This window comes from Bathymodiolus thermophilus thioautotrophic gill symbiont (assembly GCF_003711265.1).
Classification (GTDB): Bacteria; Pseudomonadota; Gammaproteobacteria; order PS1; family Pseudothioglobaceae; genus Thiodubiliella.
Genome location: NZ_CP024634.1, coordinates 2421769 through 2442125 on the forward strand (window position 1 = coordinate 2421769; position 20357 = coordinate 2442125).

Genomic DNA, 20357 nt, shown 5'->3' on the forward strand with positions numbered 1-20357 from the left:
TTCCCTGATTCTTAAGAAAAGGAAATATGAACAGAGATATTATACTCAGAATACAAGAAAATTCCCCATTTTATTAGTGGTATTGATGACTATCTCTTAGGGGGTAGATTGGTTTTGCTTTTAAAAATTAAGGCGATTACCATAAAGCCAACCTCGGTGTAATGCAGGCATCACACTAACTATAATTAAAGGTCTTTGCATTAGTATAAATGATTAGCAACATTCAATTTTTACCAAATTAATGATATTATTAAACCTTATCCTAATAGCACTAAAGTTAGGTTTACCTTCTAAGACTGCTGGGCTGCTGAAAAAGATGATTATTTATATTTTATGCAAAACCCCGCATATAAAGATAAACACTTTATGCTAAATACTCATCAACTTTGCTGGCTACACCACGGCCTTCATTGATTGCCCACACCACCAGGGATTGACCACGACGACAATCACCCGCAGTGAAAATACCCGTTTGAGAGGTGGCATATTCGCCATAATTCGCTTGATAATTACCCCGCTTATCAAGGTCAATATTTGCATCATCACTTAAATAATGCTCTGGGGCAATAAAGCCCATTGATAAAAGCACCAATTGTGTGTTCCAAATTTTTTCACTGCCGTCAATTTCAATCAACTGGCCTTCTTTAAAATCAACATTGACTGTATTTAGCCCAACAACCTTACCGCTCTCATCTTTAACAAATGATTTGGTCATTAAGTGATATTGCCTTGGATCTGCCCCAAATACTTCTGCTGCTTCGGCATGACCATAATCCACACGATAAATCAATGGCCAAAGTGGCCAAGGATTGCTTTCTGCACGATCTTCAGGAGGCTTGCCCATTAACTCAAAATTCACAATTGACTTTGCACCTTGACGCACTGCCGTGCCAATACAATCTGTCCCTGTATCGCCACCACCAATCACAATCACATCTTTGTCTTTAGCAGATAATTCTGAATCGTCAGCATGTCCAGTATTTAATAAACTTTGCGTATTTTTAGTCAAATATTCCATTGCCAAATGCACGCCATCTGCATCACGATTGTCCACTGGCAAATCACGCGCTTGTGTTGCGCCTGTAGTAAATACTAACGCATCAAAATCTTTTTGCAATTGCTCGGTACTAATGTCTTTGCCCACATTGACATTGGTAATAAACTCAATGCCTGATGTTTTGAGTAAATTCACACGACGATCCACCACTTCTTTACCGAGTTTCATATTAGGAATACCATACATTAACAAACCGCCAATGCGATCAGCACGCTCAAAAACACTTACACTATGTCCCAGTTTATTAAGTTCTTCTGCTGTTGCTAAACCCGCAGGTCCAGAGCCAACCACTGCTACTTTTTTCCCTGTTCGATATAGAACTTTGTGTGGCTGAATCCAATTTTCGTCAAAACCACGATCAACAATGGCTTGTTCAATATTTTTAATTGTTACCGCTGGATTGTTCAATCCTAATACACACGAACCTTCACAAGGTGCGGGGCAAACCCGCCCTGTAAATTCTGGAAAATTATTGGTTTTATGCAAACGCGTTAATGCTTCTTGCCATTTGTCGTGATAAACCAAATCATTCCACTCAGGAATTAAATTATCAACAGGGCAGCCATTACTGGATTGACAAAACGGCACGCCGCAGTCCATACATCTTGCCCCTTGATCTTGTAAATGTGCAACATCGTGTGTGCCGGTAAAAATTTCACCATAATCTTTAATGCGCAGTTCGACAGAACGATATGCCTCGGTTTTTCTATCAAATTCCTTAAATCCAGTTATTTTTCCCATTGTTAATCATTGTCTAAAATATCAAGGTGCGTAATTATGCCATAAATTCACCTTGTTTATCAATCATAATGACTGTATAATTGCCCCTTTTTACAGATTTGAATAGAAGGAATGTAGTCATGAATGTAATTGACCAAATTGAAAGTGAGCAGTTAAGATCAGATATCCCTGAGTTTTCATCAGGTGATACAGTCGTTGTGCAAGTTAAGGTGCGTGAAGGCGACCGTGAAAGATTACAAGCATTTGAAGGTGTGGTAATCGCTAAGAAAAACCGTGGTATTGGCTCTGCCTTTACGGTTAGAAAAATTTCTCACGGCGAAGGTGTTGAGCGGGTTTTTCAAACACATTCTAAAATGATTGACTCAGTAGAAGTTAAGCGTCGTGGTAAAGTTCGCCAAGCTAAGTTATATTATCTTCGTGGTCTGACAGGCAAGAAAGCAAGAATTAAAGAAAAATTGGCGGCTAAAAAATAAAAGCCATCACATTCTTTTAAAAATACCGACAATCAGTCGGTATTTTTTTGTCTAAAATCTAATACCATGGAAACCATTATATTGAGACCTTTGCATAAATATGAATAATCATCAAGAATCTACTTTTCACCCACTTGGTAATTTTTTTAAACCCAGCCTCAGCCCTACTAGGACAAGGTTTAAGAAAATTACCAAGTGGGCAAAAATTGAATTTTGCGAATCATCCATATTGATGCAAAGGTCTCATATTAAACTTATGAAACACATAAAACAATATCTCATTTATCCAAAGAATCGCCAAACAATAGGCTGCCCTTCTAATTCCCTAAGCCGAACTGGATTAACACAGTAGCCTTTTATGGATAATCTCACACTTATCGATCAATTCCTTGACCATTATTGGCTGTCATCAGGTGCCAGTCCAAACACCTTATCAGCCTATCGCTCCGACCTCAATCTTTTTTCTCAATGGCTAAAATCCCCTCTCGAAAAAGTTAACGATACTGCCATTCATAATTATTTCAAACACAGGGCGCTTAACCCGGCAACCCAAGCGCGCATACTCACTTGTTTACGAACATTTTATCAATATCAACTTACCATAAAAACCATTGCCGCCAACCCAACAGAAAAACTTTGTCACCCAAAACAGGTGCAAAAACTCCCCATTTTCTTAAACCTCACAGAAGTTGAAGCGTTACTTGAAGCGCCCAATAAGAAAACCATCTTCGGTATGCGTGACCGTGCTATGTTAGAGTTACTATATTCGTGTGGATTGCGCGTTTCAGAATTAATTAATTTGGCGTATCACAATCTAAACCTTAATGAAGAATACATCCGCATCCATGGCAAAGGCAATAAAGAACGAATGTTGCCAATGGGTGAAATGGCAATGGATTACCTATCCATCTACGAAGAAAAATCCCGCCCTTTTCTGCTAAAAACTGGACAAACTGACGCCTATTTTCTCAGTAATCGTGGCTCAAGCATGAGCAGACAAAATTTCTTCTACATCATTAAGGCCTACGCTTTGAAAGCAGGTATCAACAAACCTCTCTCTCCACACACACTCCGCCACGCCTTTGCCACGCATTTGGTACAACAGGGTGCAGATTTGCGTAGTGTGCAATTAATGCTGGGGCATAGCGATATTTCCACCACCCAAATCTACACCCATATTCAAAATACGCAATTAAAATCTCAACATCAAAAACACCACCCTCGTGGCTGATTTTAGATATTTGAGACCCTTGCATTAGATATGAATGCTGAATAAGGGGCAAATTTTATTCCGTTGTATTTTTTTTATAAAGCCTGTCTTAGCAGAATCAAAATGAACTTTGGTTGCTATTTATGCCTAATACAGGGGGCTCTATTTTTAAGGGTGATTTAAAGTGAGATTTTTACAATTAATATTTGAAGAATGGCACAACTACAATGCCATTGATAATTAGATATATTTCACTTCTAAAATTTCGTAAAGAATATTGCCTTGTGGCGCTTTAACAATAACTTCATCGCCCTCTTCATTACCCATTAAGGCACTGGCGATTGGGGAATGACATGAGATTTTTTTAAGTTCAATATCAGACTCGTCTTCGCCGACTATTTGATAAGTGATTTCTTTGTCATCTGCAAGATTCATCAGGGTAACTGTGGTGCCAAAAACACATCTGCCGTCTTGGTTAAGCTTGGTAACATCAATAACTTGCATGTGTGAAAGTTTTGCTCCAACTTCTTTAATACGACCCTCGATAAAACCTTGCTCTTCTTTGGCGGCATGATATTCAGCGTTTTCTTTAAGGTCGCCATGAGCGCGTGCGGTGGCGATTTCCTCAACAATGCGTGGTCGCTCAATATCTTTGAGGTTTAATAATTCTAATTCTAACGCTTTAGCGCCCGCAACAGTCATAGGGATATTGTCCATATTTATTCTCCTAGTTATTAAGTGATTGTATTGTTCTCACTGTTATTTTTTTATTAACTTTCAAGCCATCCAGCATAGCAAAGGCTGCTGCCACTGTGGTGGTGAATGGCACTTTATGCACCAAGGCTTGACAACGAATTGTGGCAGCATCTTCGGCACCTTGGGTGTCTTCTGTTGAGTTGATAATCAAATCAATCTCATCATTTTTAATCATATCAACAATATGTGGCGAGCCTTCGGAAACTTTATTGACCGTTTCACATTCTAAACCCGCATCGGTTAGCACCTCTTTGTTGCTACGAGTTGCCACCAAACTAAATCCTTGTGATGCAAGACGCTTGCCTAAATTAACCAAATCATCTCGGTCCAATTTACGCAAACTCACGAACACTTTGCCACTTTCAGGGGCACGGCTACCTGCTGCCAATTGGGCTTTATCAAAAGCTGAGGCAAAATCTTTGCCAATGCCCATCACTTCACCTGTTGAGCGCATTTCAGGACCTAAAATTGGGTCAACGCCTAAGAATTTATTAAACGGAAACACGGCTTCTTTAACGCTAAAATGTTTTGGAATAATCTCTTTGGTAAAGCCTAATTGCTTGAGTGTTTTGCCTGCCATCACCCGTGCTGCAATATTTGCCAATGGTGCGCCAATCGCTTTGGACACAAAAGGCACTGTGCGAGAAGCACGAGGGTTCACTTCAATAATATAAATTTCATCATCTTGGTAAGCAAGTTGTGTATTCATTAAACCAATAACACCTAACTTTGTTGCCATGGCAACAACTTGTTTACGCATCTCATCCAGCACTGCTGTCGGTAGCGAATAAGGTGGCAGCGAACAGGCTGAATCACCTGAATGAATACCAGCCTGTTCAATATGTTGCATAATACCGCCAATCACCACAACTTCACCATCGCAAATCACATCAATATCAACTTCAATGGCATGATCAAGAAAGGAATCTAATAATACAGGTGAGTCGTTTGAAACTTGCACAGCGGTATGCATATAATGATCAAGGCTGTCTTTGTCATAAACAATTTCCATTGCTCGACCGCCCAACACATAAGAGGGGCGAACCACCAATGGAAAACCAATGCCGTCAGCAATGTCTTGTGCCTGTGCCAATGAACGCGCTGTACCGTTGAGAGGCTGTTTAAGCCCCAATTCTTGCAACATTTTAGAAAATCGCTCTCTGTCTTCTGCCAAATCAATCGCATCAGGGCTAGTGCCAATAATTTTTGCACCTGTTTTTTCCAATGCATCTGCTAGTTTTAAAGGCGTTTGACCGCCATATTGCACAATAATACCATCGGGATTTTCAACATCAATCACTGCCAATACATCTTCAAGCGTTAATGGCTCAAAATACAAGCGATCAGAAATGTCATAATCGGTAGAAACCGTTTCAGGATTGCAATTCACCATAATGGTCTCATAGCCATCTGCACGCAATGCTTTTGATGCATGCACACAACAATAATCAAATTCAATACCTTGCCCAATGCGATTAGGGCCGCCGCCTAAAATTAATATTTTTTTCCTATCGGTTGGTTTGGCTTCGCATTGTTGCTGGTAAGTGGAATACAAATATGCCGTTTGCGTATCAAACTCAGCGGCACAACTGTCAACTCGCTTAAATACTGGCTTAATATTTAATGCTTTGCGGCGTTCACGCACAGATGATTCGCTACAATTGCACAGTTGCGCCAAACGCGCATCAGAAAAACCTTTGCGCTTTAAATCAAATAGTTCGTTGGCATCAATGTCGGTAATATCACTGGCATTAATTTGCATTTCACTGGAAACAATATCTTGTATTTGCGCCAAAAACCAAGGGTCAACTTTAGACAAATCAAACACTTCTTCAAGGCTCATACCGAATCTAAATGCATCTGCCAAATAAAAAATTCGTTCACCACGAGCAGAAATGCACTCACTTCTAATTTTATTACGCGCATCATCAGCACCCAAATCAACAATAGGATCCAGTCCAACTTTATCAGTTTCCAAACCTCTAAGTGCCTTTTGCAAAGATTCTTGAAAAGTTGAACCCATTGCCATTACCTCACCCACAGATTTCATTTGCGTGGTCAGCCTATCATCTGCTTTGGGGAATTTTTCAAAGGCAAATCTTGGAATCTTGGTCACCACATAATCAATACTTGGCTCAAACGAGGCAGGTGTTTTGCCTCCAGTAATGTCATTATCAAGCTCATCAAGGGTGTAGCCTACTGCAAGTTTGGCTGCCACTTTTGCAATCGGAAAACCCGTTGCTTTTGACGCTAAAGCAGATGAGCGAGAAACCCTTGGGTTCATCTCAATAATCGTCAATCGCCCATCTTTTGGATTAAGCGCAAATTGCACATTTGAACCGCCTGTATCGACGCCAATCTCACGCAACACGGCCAACGAAGCATTGCGCATTATTTGGTATTCTTTGTCAGTTAAAGTTTGTGCAGGGGCAACTGTGATTGAATCGCCTGTGTGAATGCCCATTGGGTCAAGGTTTTCAATGGAGCAAACAATGATACAGTTGTCTTTATGGTCACGCACCACTTCCATTTCAAACTCTTTCCAACCCAAAATTGACTCTTCAACCAACAATTCATTGGTCGGAGAAAGGTCTAATCCTCGCTCACAAATTTCAACAAATTCTTCTTTGTTATAAGCAATGCCACCACCTGAACCCCCCATAGTAAACGAGGGACGAATAACAGTTGGAAAGCCTACCATTTCCTGAACGGCAAAGGCCTCTTCCAAATTGTGTGCAACAGCTGCCTGAGGCATATCAAGTCCAATTTTAAGCATTGCTTCACGGAATAAATCACGGTCTTCTGCTTTATTAATGGCTTCTTTTTTAGCGCCAATCATTTCAACACCATGTTTTTCTAACACGCCGTATCGCTCTAAATCTAGCGCACAATTCAATGCCGTTTGCCCACCCATTGTTGGCAGTAGTGCATCAGGTTTTTCATCTTCGATAATTTTCTCAACCGTGCGCCATTCAATCGGCTCAATATAAGTTGCATCTGCCATTTGCGGGTCGGTCATAATCGTAGCTGGATTGGAATTAACCAAAATCACCCGATAACCTTCTTCACGCAATGCGGTACACGCTTGTGCACCTGAATAATCAAATTCGCACGCTTGCCCAATAACAATAGGGCCAGCGCCAATGATTAAAATACTTTTTAGGTCTTGTCTTTTAGGCATTATATGGAGGCCTCAGTTTTATAATTAAAATTCATCATCATCGGGTACATTACCATTGTGTATATCAAATTGTCGCTTTTGCAAATAAGAAGAACGCATCACAATATAGGGATCGTCTGATTTTTTAAGTAAATTGCTTATTGGTAATAATTTAACACGCATATCAACTGCTTGAGCTGCACTTAAGCTAGTTGTTTCTATTATATCTAGGCTTTTGGTTTGTTCCATACTTTGCAAACTATCTACTATGACGCCCGTTGTGTCACGCAATGTTGAGGGACCTAAAATTGGTAACACGACATAATCACCCTCTGGCATACCCCAAACTGCCAAAGTTTGGCCAAAATCTTCATAGGTTTTCTTTAGCCCAAGTTCACTTGCTATATCAAATATACCCAAAAGACCTGCTGTAGAATTGATTAAAATTCTGCTTAGTGTATTAACACTACTCATTATTTCAAACTGCGCCAACTCATTGCTAAATGTGTTGATATCACCGATATTAGAAGAAAAGTCGCTCACTCGATTTTGTATTGTTTCAGGAATATTCTCTTGATAAGATTTGGCAATTGGTTCAAAAATATTCTCATCCAGCGTTTGATTAAATTCAAAAGTTACACGGTTCACTTCTTCCCACGGGTCAATATCATTTGCCCACAACGAAAAAGGCGTTAACATTAACATCAAAAACTTCATCCTTGCATTTCCTGTATAAAAGTATCAAACAAACCACTCATATCATGTGGCCCTGGCGAGGCTTCGGGATGACCCTGAAAACCAAATGCTTTTTTGCCAATGACTCTAACACCTTGAATGGTGTCGTCAAATAAAGACTTATGCGTTACCTCAAGATGTGCCGGTAAATTATCTGCTGATACTGCAAAACCATGATTTTGTGAAGTGATCATCACCTGCTTAGAAGCCAAATCTTGCACCGGGTGATTAGCGCCATGATGACCTACAATCATTTTTTCAGTAGATGCGCCACTCGCTAATGACAACAATTGATGCCCCAAACAAATACCAAACATAGGGATATCTTTTGCCAATAAAGTTCGAATATTTTCAATCGCATAATCACATGGCTCAGGGTCGCCTGGACCGTTGGACAAAAACACACCATCAGGGTTCATTGCCAAAACATCTGCAACAGGTGTTTGTGCATTGACCACTGTTAAATCACAGCCTCTGTCTACCAACATTCTTAAAATATTTTTTTTCACGCCATAATCATAAACCACAACGCTGAATTTTGCATCAAGCGAATTAAATTTGCCTTTTTCAAGAACATAAGAGCCTTCCTTAAATGTGTATTGCTTAGTGGTGGAAACCACTTTAGCCAAATCCATATTCTTAAGTCCAGCAAAAGATTGTGCGTTAGCAATTGCCAACGCCTCATCAATATTATCGCCTGTTATAATGCAGCCTTTGAGTGCGCCTTTTTCACGCAAATGGCGTGTTAAAGCACGGGTATCAATGTTGCTAATTGCAATGATATTATGTTTTGATAAATATTCATCCAATGGCATTTCATTACGCCAATTACTGTGTAACAAAGGCAAATCACGAATAATCAAACCAGAGGCATAAATCTTAGCGGATTCTTCGTCAATTTGATTGGTGCCTGTATTGCCAATATGCGGATAAGTGAGTGCCACAATTTGCTTGGCATAAGAAGGGTCGGTTAAAATTTCTTGGTAGCCCGTCATTGAGGTATTGAATACCACCTCACCCAATGTTTCACCACTAGCGCCGATTGATTTCCCCTTGAAAATTGCACCATCCTCTAATGCTAACACAGCAACTTGCGACACTGAACACTCCTGAATTAAAAACTTCGGAAATTTTACCACAAGCAATCTATAATCTAACAGGCAAATCAGATATAATCTTACACTTTAAAATCAAATAAAGAGGCACTATGGAAATTACAGTAGAAAATATCAAATGTGGTGGCTGTGCAGGCACCATCACTAAGAAACTTAATACAAAATTTAACACCGACAGCACTGAAGTGAATGTTGAACAAGGCACAATTAACATTGATGTTGAAGACACTAAACGCGACGAAGTAGCCAAAATTTTGCTCAACTTAGGGTACCCTGAAACCGACTCAGTTCATGGTTTCGGCTCAGCCAAAGCCAAAGCCAAATCATTCGTTTCTTGTGCCATCGGTAAAATGGATAAATGATTCTACAAGTCAATGGCGAACAATTTAAGATTGCCAGTGGCTCAACTGCCACTGATTTAATTGCTAAACTCAATTATCAAAACCAACGCATCGCCCTAGAAGTCAACGAAGCCATTATCCCCAAATCAAATCACACGGAATTCCTTCTAAACGAAGGAGACAAAATTGAAATTATTAAAGCAGTGGGTGGTGGCTAATTATTAAGGCTTAACCTTAATAAGGCTGTAAGAAAAAATCACTATCTGGAACGCACCAAACGAACATAATTGCTACTGTTGCGTTCTTCAGTGTTGGCATAGCCATAGTTGAAATGCAACTGCCAAGTCTGGCTGGAATTACGAGCACTAGGTGAAGACGACCAAAAGAGGTCGGCAGGGGTGTTGGGGAAAATGTTCTCATTAACACGAGGGTTATAACAATTACGCGTAACCAAAGAATTCAGTTCTTTTATGTTTGGCAGACGCCAATCGCTATAAGTGGCAAAGTTGTGATCTCTTGCCAATTGTAGTGCCGCTTCCCAATTGAACTTACCGCCTAAACCTACGCTACAATTATCACCACTCAAACCTTGAATACATTTTTTCCACATTAAATTGGTTTGATAGTCAATAACCGTATTATCACTACGAATGACATATCTACTATCTTCCCACTCGTTAGGAATATAGTCTTGGCAAGTTTGAGCCAACGAATAATTGGTGGCTAAAAATATAATATTAATTGTTAGAAATAAAATTGTTTTTTTCATGTTTATGCTCTTAGTTATGGGTGGAATATTTTTAAGTCGTTTATCCTAATGCTCTTGCTCGGTTGCAAATGTTGTGCAAACTGTCTATTTGTAAAAATAAAGCATTTGCCTTTTTGTAAAGAAATAACAAAATTTTTAACTGCACTTTCTATTTTGATAACCAAGCATACTACATTACGATAAATAGAAAATTTGTTTTGATCATTCATATTTTTAAAATAAAAAATCATTATTTAGAATGCACCAAACGAACACTATAAGATTTGTGAGAACGAAGGTAATTATAAAGATAGCCATCGTAAAATTCCAGTAGCCATGCATTATTAAGGCTATTCACATAAGGTGAAGACGACCAAAAACTATTGACCACGGCATTTGGAAAATAATTATTATCAATCATAGGTCTTGTAATTGACAAATCGATAATTGAATACAATTCGCCTATGGTTGGTACACGCCAATTATTGTTGCCACAGAAATTTTCAGCATTTGTCCCCTCAACTAAACCAGTCCAATCATTGTTATAATCGCCTTTTCTATTGGCATTTTCTCTGCCAATTGCGGTTTTTCCACCCCAACGATAGACATTGCCTTGGTGGTGAATATTGGTGTGGTTGTTGTCAGTGGTATCACTATCCTCAACACCTTGATTGCTTTTCACCTCCCAAACTAATCCTGTGACATTGTCTCGTACACAAGACCATTTAGTCCCAGCACTTTCTGTACCCGTATCGCCTGTTGCCCATGTTGCGTTTTGAATGCTTAACACATTGCCTGTGCTACCGAGTTTAGTGAAATCAAATCCTACCTTACCCCCACCTATTTTTATCAAAGTGCCAGCGGCTGCTTGAGCATCTCGTCCATTCGAGCAGTCTTGTGCTGATATTTCTGTACCTGTGCAGGTGTCATTATTACCCGTTTGATATTTCCCGCCCTCAATTATGCCTGTGTCGTTAAGCATTTCAACTGGTATGGCTGTTGTTTCGCCAGATCTGCCACTTTCAAAAGTGCCTTTGACGGCCGTAACAATAAAATAATATTGTGTGCCTACGGCTAAATTAGCAATAGTTTTGCTAGTGCCTGTGATGTTTTGTAATAATGAACCGCCATCTAAAGAGGCGTAATTAGACAGATTAACACCATTAAAACTTTGCTTGGCATAATACACTTGATATTTTGTTGCCCCGCTAACTGTGTCCCAAGTTAAGGTAACGGCGGCATTAGCCTTGCTTTGAGCTGTCAGGCTTTTTATCGTATCCAAATCAACATTAATACTTATTGTAGCCGTGTCATCTCCTATTGCATTGGTGGCTTTAATGGTATAAGTCGTAACGCGTTGTAATACGGTTGGTGTGCCAAAGATTTCACAGCCACCATTGCTATTATTAGACTCCACTATTAAGCCATTTGGAAGTCTAGGTTCACTACTACAACTACTAGCAGCAGTGCCTGTGTTGTGAAACATAAAGGCAATGATATTCTTATTAAGAATGAAATGCCTACTAGGTAAATTGGTGAGTATCGGCTTGCCTGTAGGGGTGGTAGTTACTACATTACTTAAAGGCCCTTCAGCACTACCTTGTAACGCAGCAACGACAAAATGATAGAAAGTGCCACTGCTTAAGCCACTAACAGTTCCACTAACACCTGATGTTAACAAGACACTGGCACTGCCTAAATTAGATGCGTTAATTTCATTTTGGGAGTAATATATTTTGTACCCTGTTGCCCCGTTAACTGCTTGCCAAGTTAAGGTAACAGCGGCATTACCTTTGGTGGTTTTCAAGTTTCTTGGTATATCTAAATTAACGCTGATGCTAATCGTGGCCGTACTGTTACCTTTTAAATTAGTGGCTTTAATGGTGTGCATTGTAGCGCTTTGCAATAAGGTTGGTGTGCCAAAGATTTTGCAACTGCCACCAAAAAGTACCACCATTAAACCATTTGGTAAACTGGGTTCGCTACCACAACTACGAGCATCACCACCTGTGTTTTCGAACACAAAAGTTACAGGACTGCCGATAATCAAGTTTTTGGTTGATAAATTGGCAAGTCTAGTCAATAGTGGCACACCAATTATATCTGCTCCAATTTTGTCAGCATTGGTGTTTTTAAACTTACTGTCTAAGCCATCAAGTGCTATTACTAATTCCTTTGCGGTTGCCCGATCTAATGTCTTGTCAATTAATTCGACTTTGAATGCCTCCATAATTTCACTGAGACTACCTCTATTGCTTACATCTTGATCTTCAAATTTTGAAAGCATTGCCAAAACCATGGCATAATCTCCAGCGTCGTCATCGGTTATATCAGTTTTGTCAATGTTTGTAGGAATAATTAGGGTGATACTTTTTCCTGATAAACCAAAAGCGTTGGCGACTGTGCTATTATGAGTTTCAATAACATTGTTAAGGTTAGTGTCAATTCTTACGGCAATTTCAGTTAATGGTGTGACGGCAAATTTTTCACCTTCGACAAAATTAAGTGCCGCTCGTAACATTGGCGATTGTTTTTCTTCACCTGTCGCTTCATCGGTATATTTTCCACCAGCAGAACATTCAATTAAAGCCTTTCCAAAATAATTAACATTACTAAATTCAACAACACCCTTGTTGCTAATCGTAGAGACTAATTTATCGCCTTTTCCCCCTTCTAGGGTGACATTATAAATGGAACAACTGGCGTTATCAATTGGAGCAGCAGAGAGAAAACCAGAAGAAACCCCACAAGATTGCAACGCCAAAGCAACGGCCACAACTAACGAATTTTTTAACAAATTAGACACTGAATATACTCCAAAAATGAAAAATAATATTACCCAAGATTTTGTATAAAAGTGGTGCCGAAAATCGTTCAATTGCACTACTTTGGCACTAATGAATAGCGATTATACAACTTTTTTTAACAGTAAATTGTATTTTTTTGTAATAAATTGCACGAACTATATAGACCGAGGGCTATTCTAAAAAAATGTTGCACTATTAAGACCTTTGCATATAAGTATAAATTAAATTCACCACTTTTTTAAACCATCCAATTCTTTTGAATTTCATCAGCTGAGAACGGCTTAACACTTAGCATTTGCATAATACCAGTATCTAGTTTTACCTCTACATCAACACTGTCACTGTCTCTGCCCTGAGAATAACGCGCTAAGATTTTAGCGGCAATTTGCAGGTCTGCTTGAGTGGGCTCGCCATCAATCAATGCCAATGGTCCATTGCAACTGGTGGGGTATAAATTAGCGTATTGATTGCGATACCCTTCTAAAAATTTAACCTCTCCTTCTTCCCTGGCAACAATCATTTTAAAACGGGGATTTGGACGAATGTGCCTACCAACTTTAAGCATCATTAAATCGTCTAATTGATATTCACGACTGCCACGAGATTGCCACATATCGACCAACTTATCTGAATATTGCTTGTCGGTTAAAAAACAACATCCACCGGCAGGTGTGGCATAGTCTTCAAAACCATATTGCTTGGCCAAAGCCATTTGTGGCTTGCGCGTGCGCCCTGAAAAATCCAATAATTTTTCTCTGTCCACCCAGCCTTCAATTTCTGCTTTAGTGGGTGGTAAATGTTTGGCACACAATGGGCGCAATAACAAATCATCTGCCCCTGATTCTGCTTGCACAATTGGCATGGTTTCCTTGCGTTGCGACATAGGTCGCTGCCCCATTACTTCGCCTGTAATAATGAAATCAAAATCGTGTTCTAACATCCATTGTTTGGCTTTTTTTACCATAAATCCCTTGCAATCCAGACACGGGTTCATATTTTTGCCATAACCATGCTTGGGGTTTAATAACACATCACGATATTCTTCAATGACATCAATAATATGTAATTTTATATCAAGTTGTTCTGCCACCCATAAGGCGTTATTGCGTTTTGGCTTGTCTTTTTTTTGCTTGCGAATAGCGTGCGTGTGTCCTTCTACACAAAAACCAGTAAAAAAATTAATTCCCTCTACATGCACACCTTGATCTAACATTAATTTGGTGCTCAAAAGTGAATCCAATCCTCCTGAAATTAACGACACTGCTTTTATTTGTTTTTTCATTTTATCCTTTGGGTAAGTTTTGCCCGTTTTTTTTCATAATTTATGCAAAACTCTTATTTATTTTCTTATGCCATTCACTCGGCACCAGTCGTCTTTTTGCGTTACTTTTAATGCTGAAAAATATTCACCATAAGCGGTTAGTATCATCTCTACTTGGTCATACAAAATACCCGAAAGCACCAATTGTCCGCCCGATTCTAACAATGTAGAAAAATGCACACACAAACCAACCAAAGGTTGTGCCAAAATATTGGCAATCAATAAATTTGCTTTAACCAACTGCCCTTCATCGTCCGTATGCAAAACGGAAATCTGAGATTCTACTTGATTGTTGGCAATGTTATTCTGTGTGGCAATCACCGCTTGCGGGTCGTTATCCACACAAACTGCCTGATTTGCGCCCAGTTTAACAGCAGCAATTGCCAATACACCTGTGCCTGATCCATAGTCAATTACCCTTTGCCCAACGGGCGGATTTTCATCCAAATATTGCAAACACAAATCTGTGGTTTGATGTGTGCCAGTGCCAAATGCCAATCCTGGGTTCATATCAATTACCACGGCATCACTTGGCAATTGTGCGCTATTTTCCCATGATGGGCAAATCCAAAGTCGTTTACCGAATTGCATTGCATGAAAATCTTTTTTGCATTCGTCTTCCCAAACTCGGTCTTTTAACAAAGCAAAACTTGCCTCATTAATTGAGCAAATACGCTTTAAAGTATCCTTAACATAATCTTGATCCGTGTCAACGCCAAACAATGCAGTAATCGTCACATTCTGCCACAGGGGCGTTTCACCCACTTTCGGCTCAAAAATTGCATCATCATTAGTATCACTAAAAGTGACCGAGACGCTATCCAGTCCCATTAAAACCTCGCTGACAAAATCCGCCTGCTGTTTTGAAGTGTTTAGTGTAAGTTGCATCCAATCCATAACCGCTAAATTATACCCTTATAAAAACCAAGCAAATGGGTTGGGTAATTAACTATAATAGACTTTTAATTACTATTTAGGAAAAAATAAAAATGGCACTAGAGAGAACAGGAAATGGATATTTGGTTGATCCAACTATTTGGAGCGAAGAAATTATGCTTGAAATGGCAAAAGAAGACGATATAGAATTGACTGAAAGCATGATAACTCAAATCATGGCCGCTAGAGAGTATTTTGCAGAAAACTCATCAGTTCCTCCTATTAGAACCTTCGCAAAAGTGGTTGGCATTGATAAAAAAATCTTATTCAAGGAATGGCTAACAGGTCCAATGAAGCCTATTACTAAGTATGGCGGCATGCCTCAACCAACAGGTTGCGTTTAGTTAAATATTGAGACCTTTGCATAAATATGGATGATTAGCAAAATTCAATTTTTGCCCACTTGGTGATTTTCTTAAACCTTGTCCTAGCAGGGCTAAGGCTGGGTTTAAAAAATTACCAAGTGGGTGAAAAGTGGATTCTTAATGATTATTTATATTTATGCAAAGGTCTCTATTAATGATTAAACTTAAAAAACCCGCTTAATGTGGGTTTTTTTTATCAAAAAATCAAGAACCTTTAATCAATTAAACCAACAAAGCCTTAACTGAAGTCAATGCCACATCTAACTTACTTGGATCTGTGCCACCACCCTGTGCCATATCTGGACGACCGCCACCTTTGCCACCGACTTGTTGCGCCACATGGTTAAGGATTTTTCCTGCTTGATATTTATTGGTCAAATCTTTTGTAACGCCAGAGACCAAGGAGACTTTACCGTCATTGACGGCGGCTAGGACAATGACTGCTGAACCTAATTTGTCTTTAAGTTTATCGGCAATATCTCGTAAATCTTTACCACTTACGCCGTCCACGACACTGGCAAGCAGTTTAACGCCATTAATTTCTTGTGCTTGGTTGATTAAATCATCACCTTGGTTGCTGGCGAGTTGTTTTTGAAATGAGGCAATTTGTTTTTCCAATTCCTTTTGTTGCTTAATTAATTGCGCTACTTTTTCTACTGCTTGTGCATTGTTTGACTTTGTCATTTGTGCAATTTGACTTAAACTGTCCTGTGTATGATTGTCAAACTGATACGCTGCATAACCTGTGATTGCTTCAATACGACGCACACCAGCAGACACGCCGCTTTCTGAGGTAATTCTAAACAATCCAATATCGCCCAATTGATTAACATGTGTACCACCGCACAATTCTACGGAAAAATCGTCTTTGCCCATGGTAAGCACACGCACCGTATCGCCGTATTTTTCGCCAAACAATGCCATTGCGCCTTTCTTTTTGGCAATCTCAATATTAGTAACATCGGTATGCACTTTGGTGTTGCCCAAAATCTTACGATTCACCATGCCTTCAATTTTATCCAGGTCTGATTTGGCAATTATTTCATCGTGTGAAAAGTCAAAACGCAATTTTTCGCCGTCAACCAACGAGCCTTTTTGCATCACTGTTTCCCCTAAAATTACCCGTAATGTAGCGTGCAAAAGGTGTGTGGCTGAGTGATTTCTGGCAATGCATTTGCGGGCTTTTTTATCAACATTTGCCTCTAGTACATCACCCACTTTTAATACGCCTTTGGTCAAAATACCGTGGTGTTCAAAAGCACCTGTTTTTTGTTTTTGGGTATTGTTTACTGAAAATTCTATTTCTGGGTTGGATAATATCCCACTGTCGCCCACTTGACCGCCTGATTCAGCATAAAAACTTGATGCCGCTAAAACCACAATCCCACACTCGCCTGCTTCAATTTTTTCAACCAATTCGCCTTCTTTAATGAGCGCTTGTACTGAGGAAGTATTTTTCAATTGCTCATATCCTAAAAATTCGGTAACTTCACTAACATCAACGCCCTTTTGTGATATTTTAAAATCACCCGCCTGTCTGGCACGCTCTCTTTGCTTGGTCATTTCCACTTCAAAACCAGTCATATCAATGGTTAAATTATGCTCGCGTGCCACATCGGCAGTTAAGTCTGCTGGGAAACCAAAAGTATCGTAAAGTTTAAACACAGTTTCACCACTAATTTCACTGCCTTTCAGCTGTGCAATTGCCTCGGTTAAAATCCCCATACCTTGGTCTAGCGTCTGTGCAAATCGTTGCTCTTCTCGCTTTAATACTTTTTCAACATTGGCCAGTGCTTTTTTGAGTTCTGGGTAAGCGTCCTTGAATTCTAACGCCAACACGGGTGCCAAACGATAGAAAAATACTTTATCAATGCCAATTTTATGCCCATGACGAATGGCACGACGAATAATGCGACGCAACACATAACCTCGCCCTTCATTTGAGGGAATAACCCCATCAACCAACATAAATGCTGTTGAACGAATATGGTCGGCAATTACCCTTACTGAAGCGTTATCTGCTTTAATATTATGGTCTTTTGGGGTTAAGTCAACAATGGCTTTTATTAAAGTTTTAAACCCATCAGTGTCGTAATTGTTATTCTTATGTTGCAATACTGCGGCCAATCGTTCTAGCCCCATGCCCGTATCTACACAAGGGGCTGCAAGGGGCTTGAGGTAGCCATCCTCTTGCTTGTCGTATTGGGTAAAAACCAAATTCCAAATTTCTATATAACGGTCACCGTCTTCATCAGCATGCCCCGGAGGGCCACCTGCAATGTCCTCGCCATGGTCATAAAAGATCTCGCTTGAAGGGCCACAAGGGCCTGTGTCTCCCATTTGCCAAAAATTATCTTTGGCGCCACAACGAGAAATGCGATTTTTGGGAAAACCAATTTCATTCACCCAAATATCCTCTGCTTCATCATCTTCTTCAAACACACTCACCCAAAGTTTTTCTTTTGGCAGTCCGATTTCAACGGTTAAAAATTCCCACGCATATTGAATTGCTTCGCGTTTAAAGTAATCACCAAACGAGAAATTACCCAACATTTCAAAAAAAGTATGATGTCGTGCAGTATAACCCACATTTTCTAAATCATTATGTTTGCCCCCTGCACGCACACATCGCTGGCAATTCGCCGCACGCGTATAAGGGCGCTTTTCCACACCGCTAAACACATCTTTAAAAGGCACCATGCCAGCATTAACAAATAATAAAGTTTTGTCATTATGCGGAATGAGTGAAGCGCTTGGCTCAATAGTATGCCCTTTTGAGGCATAAAAGTCTAAAAATTTTTGTCGTATTTGTGCAGTTTTCATAATGGGTAATTATATAGAGACCTTTACATAAATTGGCAATTTTTTAAACCCAGCCTTAGCCTTACTAGGACAAGGTTTAAGACAATTACCAAGTGGGCAAAAATTGAATTTTGCTAATCATCCATATTTATGGGCACCTCCAGAAACCCCAGTGTGATTTAGGGCAATTAGAAAATAGTGCATTTTTTAGCCGAAAATGAGGAGAATAGCCCGCTATTTGATGAATTTTTGGATGAAAAAGGTGCTGTTTTATACTTTTTATAAATTGTATTGGGGTTTTTGGAGATGCCCTTATGCAAAGGCCTCTATAGAAATGTCGCCCGCACCTTGGCGGATAATTTCAATATTACCTGAGGATAAATCAATGACTGTGGTTGGCTCTGGTATACAATAACCGTCATCAATAATCATATCCACTTTATTTCCCAACACTTCACGCACATCCTGAATATTATAAAACTCATGACCTTCAAGAATCAAAGAAACACTCATTAATGGCACATCAAGCAAACCAAGAATGGCTTGCACCACACTGTGTGTAGAAATCCTTAAGCCAATGGTTTTTTTCTTGGGGTGTAATAGGCGTTTTGGCACATCGCGTGTGCCTTGTAAAATAAAAGTGTAAGCCCCTGGTAAAACCTTTTTTAACAAACGAAAAGCATTGTTATCCAATTTAGCATACTCACCAATATGCGATAAATCCCGCATCATCAAAGTAAAATCATGGCGTTTTGACAAATTACGAATGCCTCGAATACGCCCCAAGCCCTCTTTATTGCCCAATGCCGTGCCTAACGCATAACCAGAATCAGTCGGATAAACAATCACACCACCTGCATTTAACTCATCCACCACTTGTTTAATCAAGCGATTTTGTGGATTTTGTGGGTGAATTTCTAATAATTTTGCCATTACCATTTTCTCCATAACGCCCTATCAGGATCAGGAAAATCCTTCAATTGCCCAATTTTAACCCTCTGATTATCCCAACCATGATAATCCGAGCCACAAGAATACAACAACTCATATTCATCCGCCCACTTAGACATTAGCGCAATTTCTACCTCTGTACTATGAGCAGTTACCACTTCCACGCCATCAAGTCCTGCATTGGACAAATGAGAAAGCATTCGTTGAACTTTAGTCTGTGTCATTCGATAGCGCAAGGGATGTGCCAATACTGCCACACCACCAGCAGCATGAATCCATTCAATAACTTCGTCAAACTGCGCCCATTTTCCACTAACACCCCCCGGTTTTTTTCCTGTTAAAAATCGTCTAAATACAGATTTCATATCCTTGCAAATGCCTTCTTGAATTAGCATTTGTGCAAAATGTGTACGCGTCAACATATCAGTTTTGGCAAGCGCTCGAGTTTTTTCCATTGCCCCTACCACACCTGCACCACCCAAACTGCGTGCCATTCTTTCGGCTCTGGTTTTGCGAAAATCTTGATGTTGCGTTAATCCTGCCTGCAAAGTTGGATTGTCTTTATCAATATTAAGCCCCACAATATGAAGGGTCATGTTACTCCACATTGTTGATATTTCAACACCATGAATCAATTTAATTTGTTGATTATTCGCCTCTTGTTGCGCTTCGTCCAAGCCATTGGTTGTATCATGGTCAGTCAGTGCAAACACCTCGCAATTTGACTCTTTTGCCAAGCGCACAACTTCGCTGGGCGAGAGAACGCCATCGGAATAATAAGAGTGGTTATGCAAATCAATTGTCATAAGCGCCATTATATTGACTATAATTTCAAACAT

18 protein-coding genes are annotated in these 20357 nt (G+C 39.7%); 6 read left to right on the forward strand and 12 right to left on the reverse strand.

The window, feature by feature from the left end; all coding sequences use genetic code 11:
- Positions 1-364: 364 nt before the first annotated feature.
- Positions 365-1798, reverse strand: coding sequence for a glutamate synthase subunit beta (locus MS2017_RS08705; protein WP_122951934.1), 1434 nt, complete (start codon positions 1796-1798; stop codon positions 365-367).
- A gap of 119 nt (positions 1799-1917) precedes the next feature.
- Between MS2017_RS08705 and rplS the strand changes: the two genes are divergently transcribed.
- The 3 genes from rplS (at position 1918) to xerD (ending at position 3502) form a co-directional block, all read left to right on the forward strand.
- Complete coding sequence (gene rplS, locus MS2017_RS08710) at positions 1918-2271, forward strand: 50S ribosomal protein L19 (RefSeq protein WP_071564619.1); 354 nt, start codon at positions 1918-1920, stop codon at positions 2269-2271.
- A gap of 100 nt (positions 2272-2371) precedes the next feature.
- A complete protein-coding gene (locus MS2017_RS11505) occupies positions 2372-2623 on the forward strand; it encodes a hypothetical protein (RefSeq protein WP_164707682.1) in 252 nt (83 codons plus the stop codon).
- 6 nt (positions 2624-2629) lie between these two features.
- Positions 2630-3502, forward strand: a complete 873-nt coding sequence (gene xerD, locus MS2017_RS08715; RefSeq protein WP_122951935.1) for a site-specific tyrosine recombinase XerD — start codon at positions 2630-2632, stop codon at positions 3500-3502.
- 219 nt (positions 3503-3721) lie between these two features.
- On the opposite strand, the gene greA is transcribed toward xerD, so the two are convergent.
- From greA to carA, 4 genes are read right to left on the reverse strand one after another with little or no spacing between them, the layout of a single operon-like run.
- A complete protein-coding gene (gene greA, locus MS2017_RS08720) occupies positions 3722-4198 on the reverse strand; it encodes a transcription elongation factor GreA (RefSeq protein ID WP_071564720.1) in 477 nt (158 codons plus the stop codon).
- A gap of 10 nt (positions 4199-4208) precedes the next feature.
- Positions 4209-7418 carry a carbamoyl-phosphate synthase large subunit gene (carB, locus tag MS2017_RS08725; protein WP_122951936.1) on the reverse strand — a complete coding sequence of 1070 codons (3210 nt, stop codon included), beginning with the start codon at positions 7416-7418 and terminating at the stop codon, positions 4209-4211.
- A 24-nt stretch (positions 7419-7442) separates the two neighbouring features.
- The gene (locus MS2017_RS08730) at positions 7443-8102 is read right to left on the reverse strand and encodes an MlaA family lipoprotein (protein ID WP_237731898.1); all 660 of its coding nucleotides are present in this window, start codon (positions 8100-8102) and stop codon (positions 7443-7445) included.
- Positions 8103-8110: 8 nt separating this feature from the next.
- The gene (gene carA / locus MS2017_RS08735; protein WP_122951938.1) at positions 8111-9232 is read right to left on the reverse strand and encodes a glutamine-hydrolyzing carbamoyl-phosphate synthase small subunit; all 1122 of its coding nucleotides are present in this window, start codon (positions 9230-9232) and stop codon (positions 8111-8113) included.
- Between the two features lie 107 nt (positions 9233-9339).
- Between carA and MS2017_RS08740 the strand changes: the two genes are divergently transcribed.
- Positions 9340-9609, forward strand: a complete 270-nt coding sequence (locus MS2017_RS08740) for a heavy-metal-associated domain-containing protein (protein ID WP_071564724.1) — start codon at positions 9340-9342, stop codon at positions 9607-9609.
- Positions 9606-9806, forward strand: a complete 201-nt coding sequence (gene thiS, locus MS2017_RS08745; RefSeq protein WP_071564725.1) for a sulfur carrier protein ThiS — start codon at positions 9606-9608, stop codon at positions 9804-9806. The genes MS2017_RS08740 and thiS overlap by 4 nt, the downstream gene beginning before the upstream one ends.
- A 41-nt stretch (positions 9807-9847) precedes the next feature.
- On the opposite strand, the gene MS2017_RS08750 is transcribed toward thiS, so the two are convergent.
- The 4 genes from MS2017_RS08750 to prmA form a co-directional block, all read right to left on the reverse strand.
- A complete protein-coding gene (locus tag MS2017_RS08750) occupies positions 9848-10357 on the reverse strand; it encodes an Lcl C-terminal domain-containing protein (RefSeq protein WP_122951939.1) in 510 nt (169 codons plus the stop codon).
- Between the two features lie 229 nt (positions 10358-10586).
- Entirely contained in the window at positions 10587-13142 is a 2556-nt protein-coding gene (locus MS2017_RS08760) for an Lcl domain-containing protein (protein WP_122951940.1), read from the reverse strand.
- 239 nt (positions 13143-13381) lie between these two features.
- Entirely contained in the window at positions 13382-14425 is a 1044-nt protein-coding gene (locus MS2017_RS08765) for a tRNA (5-methylaminomethyl-2-thiouridylate)-methyltransferase (protein ID WP_071564729.1), read from the reverse strand.
- Between the two features lie 57 nt (positions 14426-14482).
- Positions 14483-15352, reverse strand: a complete 870-nt coding sequence (gene prmA, locus MS2017_RS08770) for a 50S ribosomal protein L11 methyltransferase (RefSeq protein ID WP_241156924.1) — start codon at positions 15350-15352, stop codon at positions 14483-14485.
- A gap of 101 nt (positions 15353-15453) precedes the next feature.
- Here prmA and MS2017_RS08775 point away from each other — a divergent pair, with 101 nt between their 5' ends.
- Positions 15454-15744, forward strand: coding sequence for a TusE/DsrC/DsvC family sulfur relay protein (locus MS2017_RS08775; protein WP_071564731.1), 291 nt, complete (start codon positions 15454-15456; stop codon positions 15742-15744).
- Positions 15745-15987: 243 nt separating this feature from the next.
- Here the strand turns inward: MS2017_RS08775 and alaS are convergent, their stop codons facing one another.
- From alaS to MS2017_RS08790, 3 genes are all read right to left on the reverse strand, one after another.
- Positions 15988-18588, reverse strand: coding sequence for an alanine--tRNA ligase (alaS, locus tag MS2017_RS08780; RefSeq protein ID WP_122951942.1), 2601 nt, complete (start codon positions 18586-18588; stop codon positions 15988-15990).
- 291 nt (positions 18589-18879) lie between these two features.
- Positions 18880-19500 carry an L-threonylcarbamoyladenylate synthase gene (locus MS2017_RS08785; protein WP_071563718.1) on the reverse strand — a complete coding sequence of 207 codons (621 nt, stop codon included), beginning with the start codon at positions 19498-19500 and terminating at the stop codon, positions 18880-18882.
- A complete protein-coding gene (locus MS2017_RS08790; protein ID WP_241156925.1) occupies positions 19500-20357 on the reverse strand; it encodes a PHP domain-containing protein in 858 nt (285 codons plus the stop codon). The genes MS2017_RS08785 and MS2017_RS08790 overlap by 1 nt, the downstream gene beginning before the upstream one ends.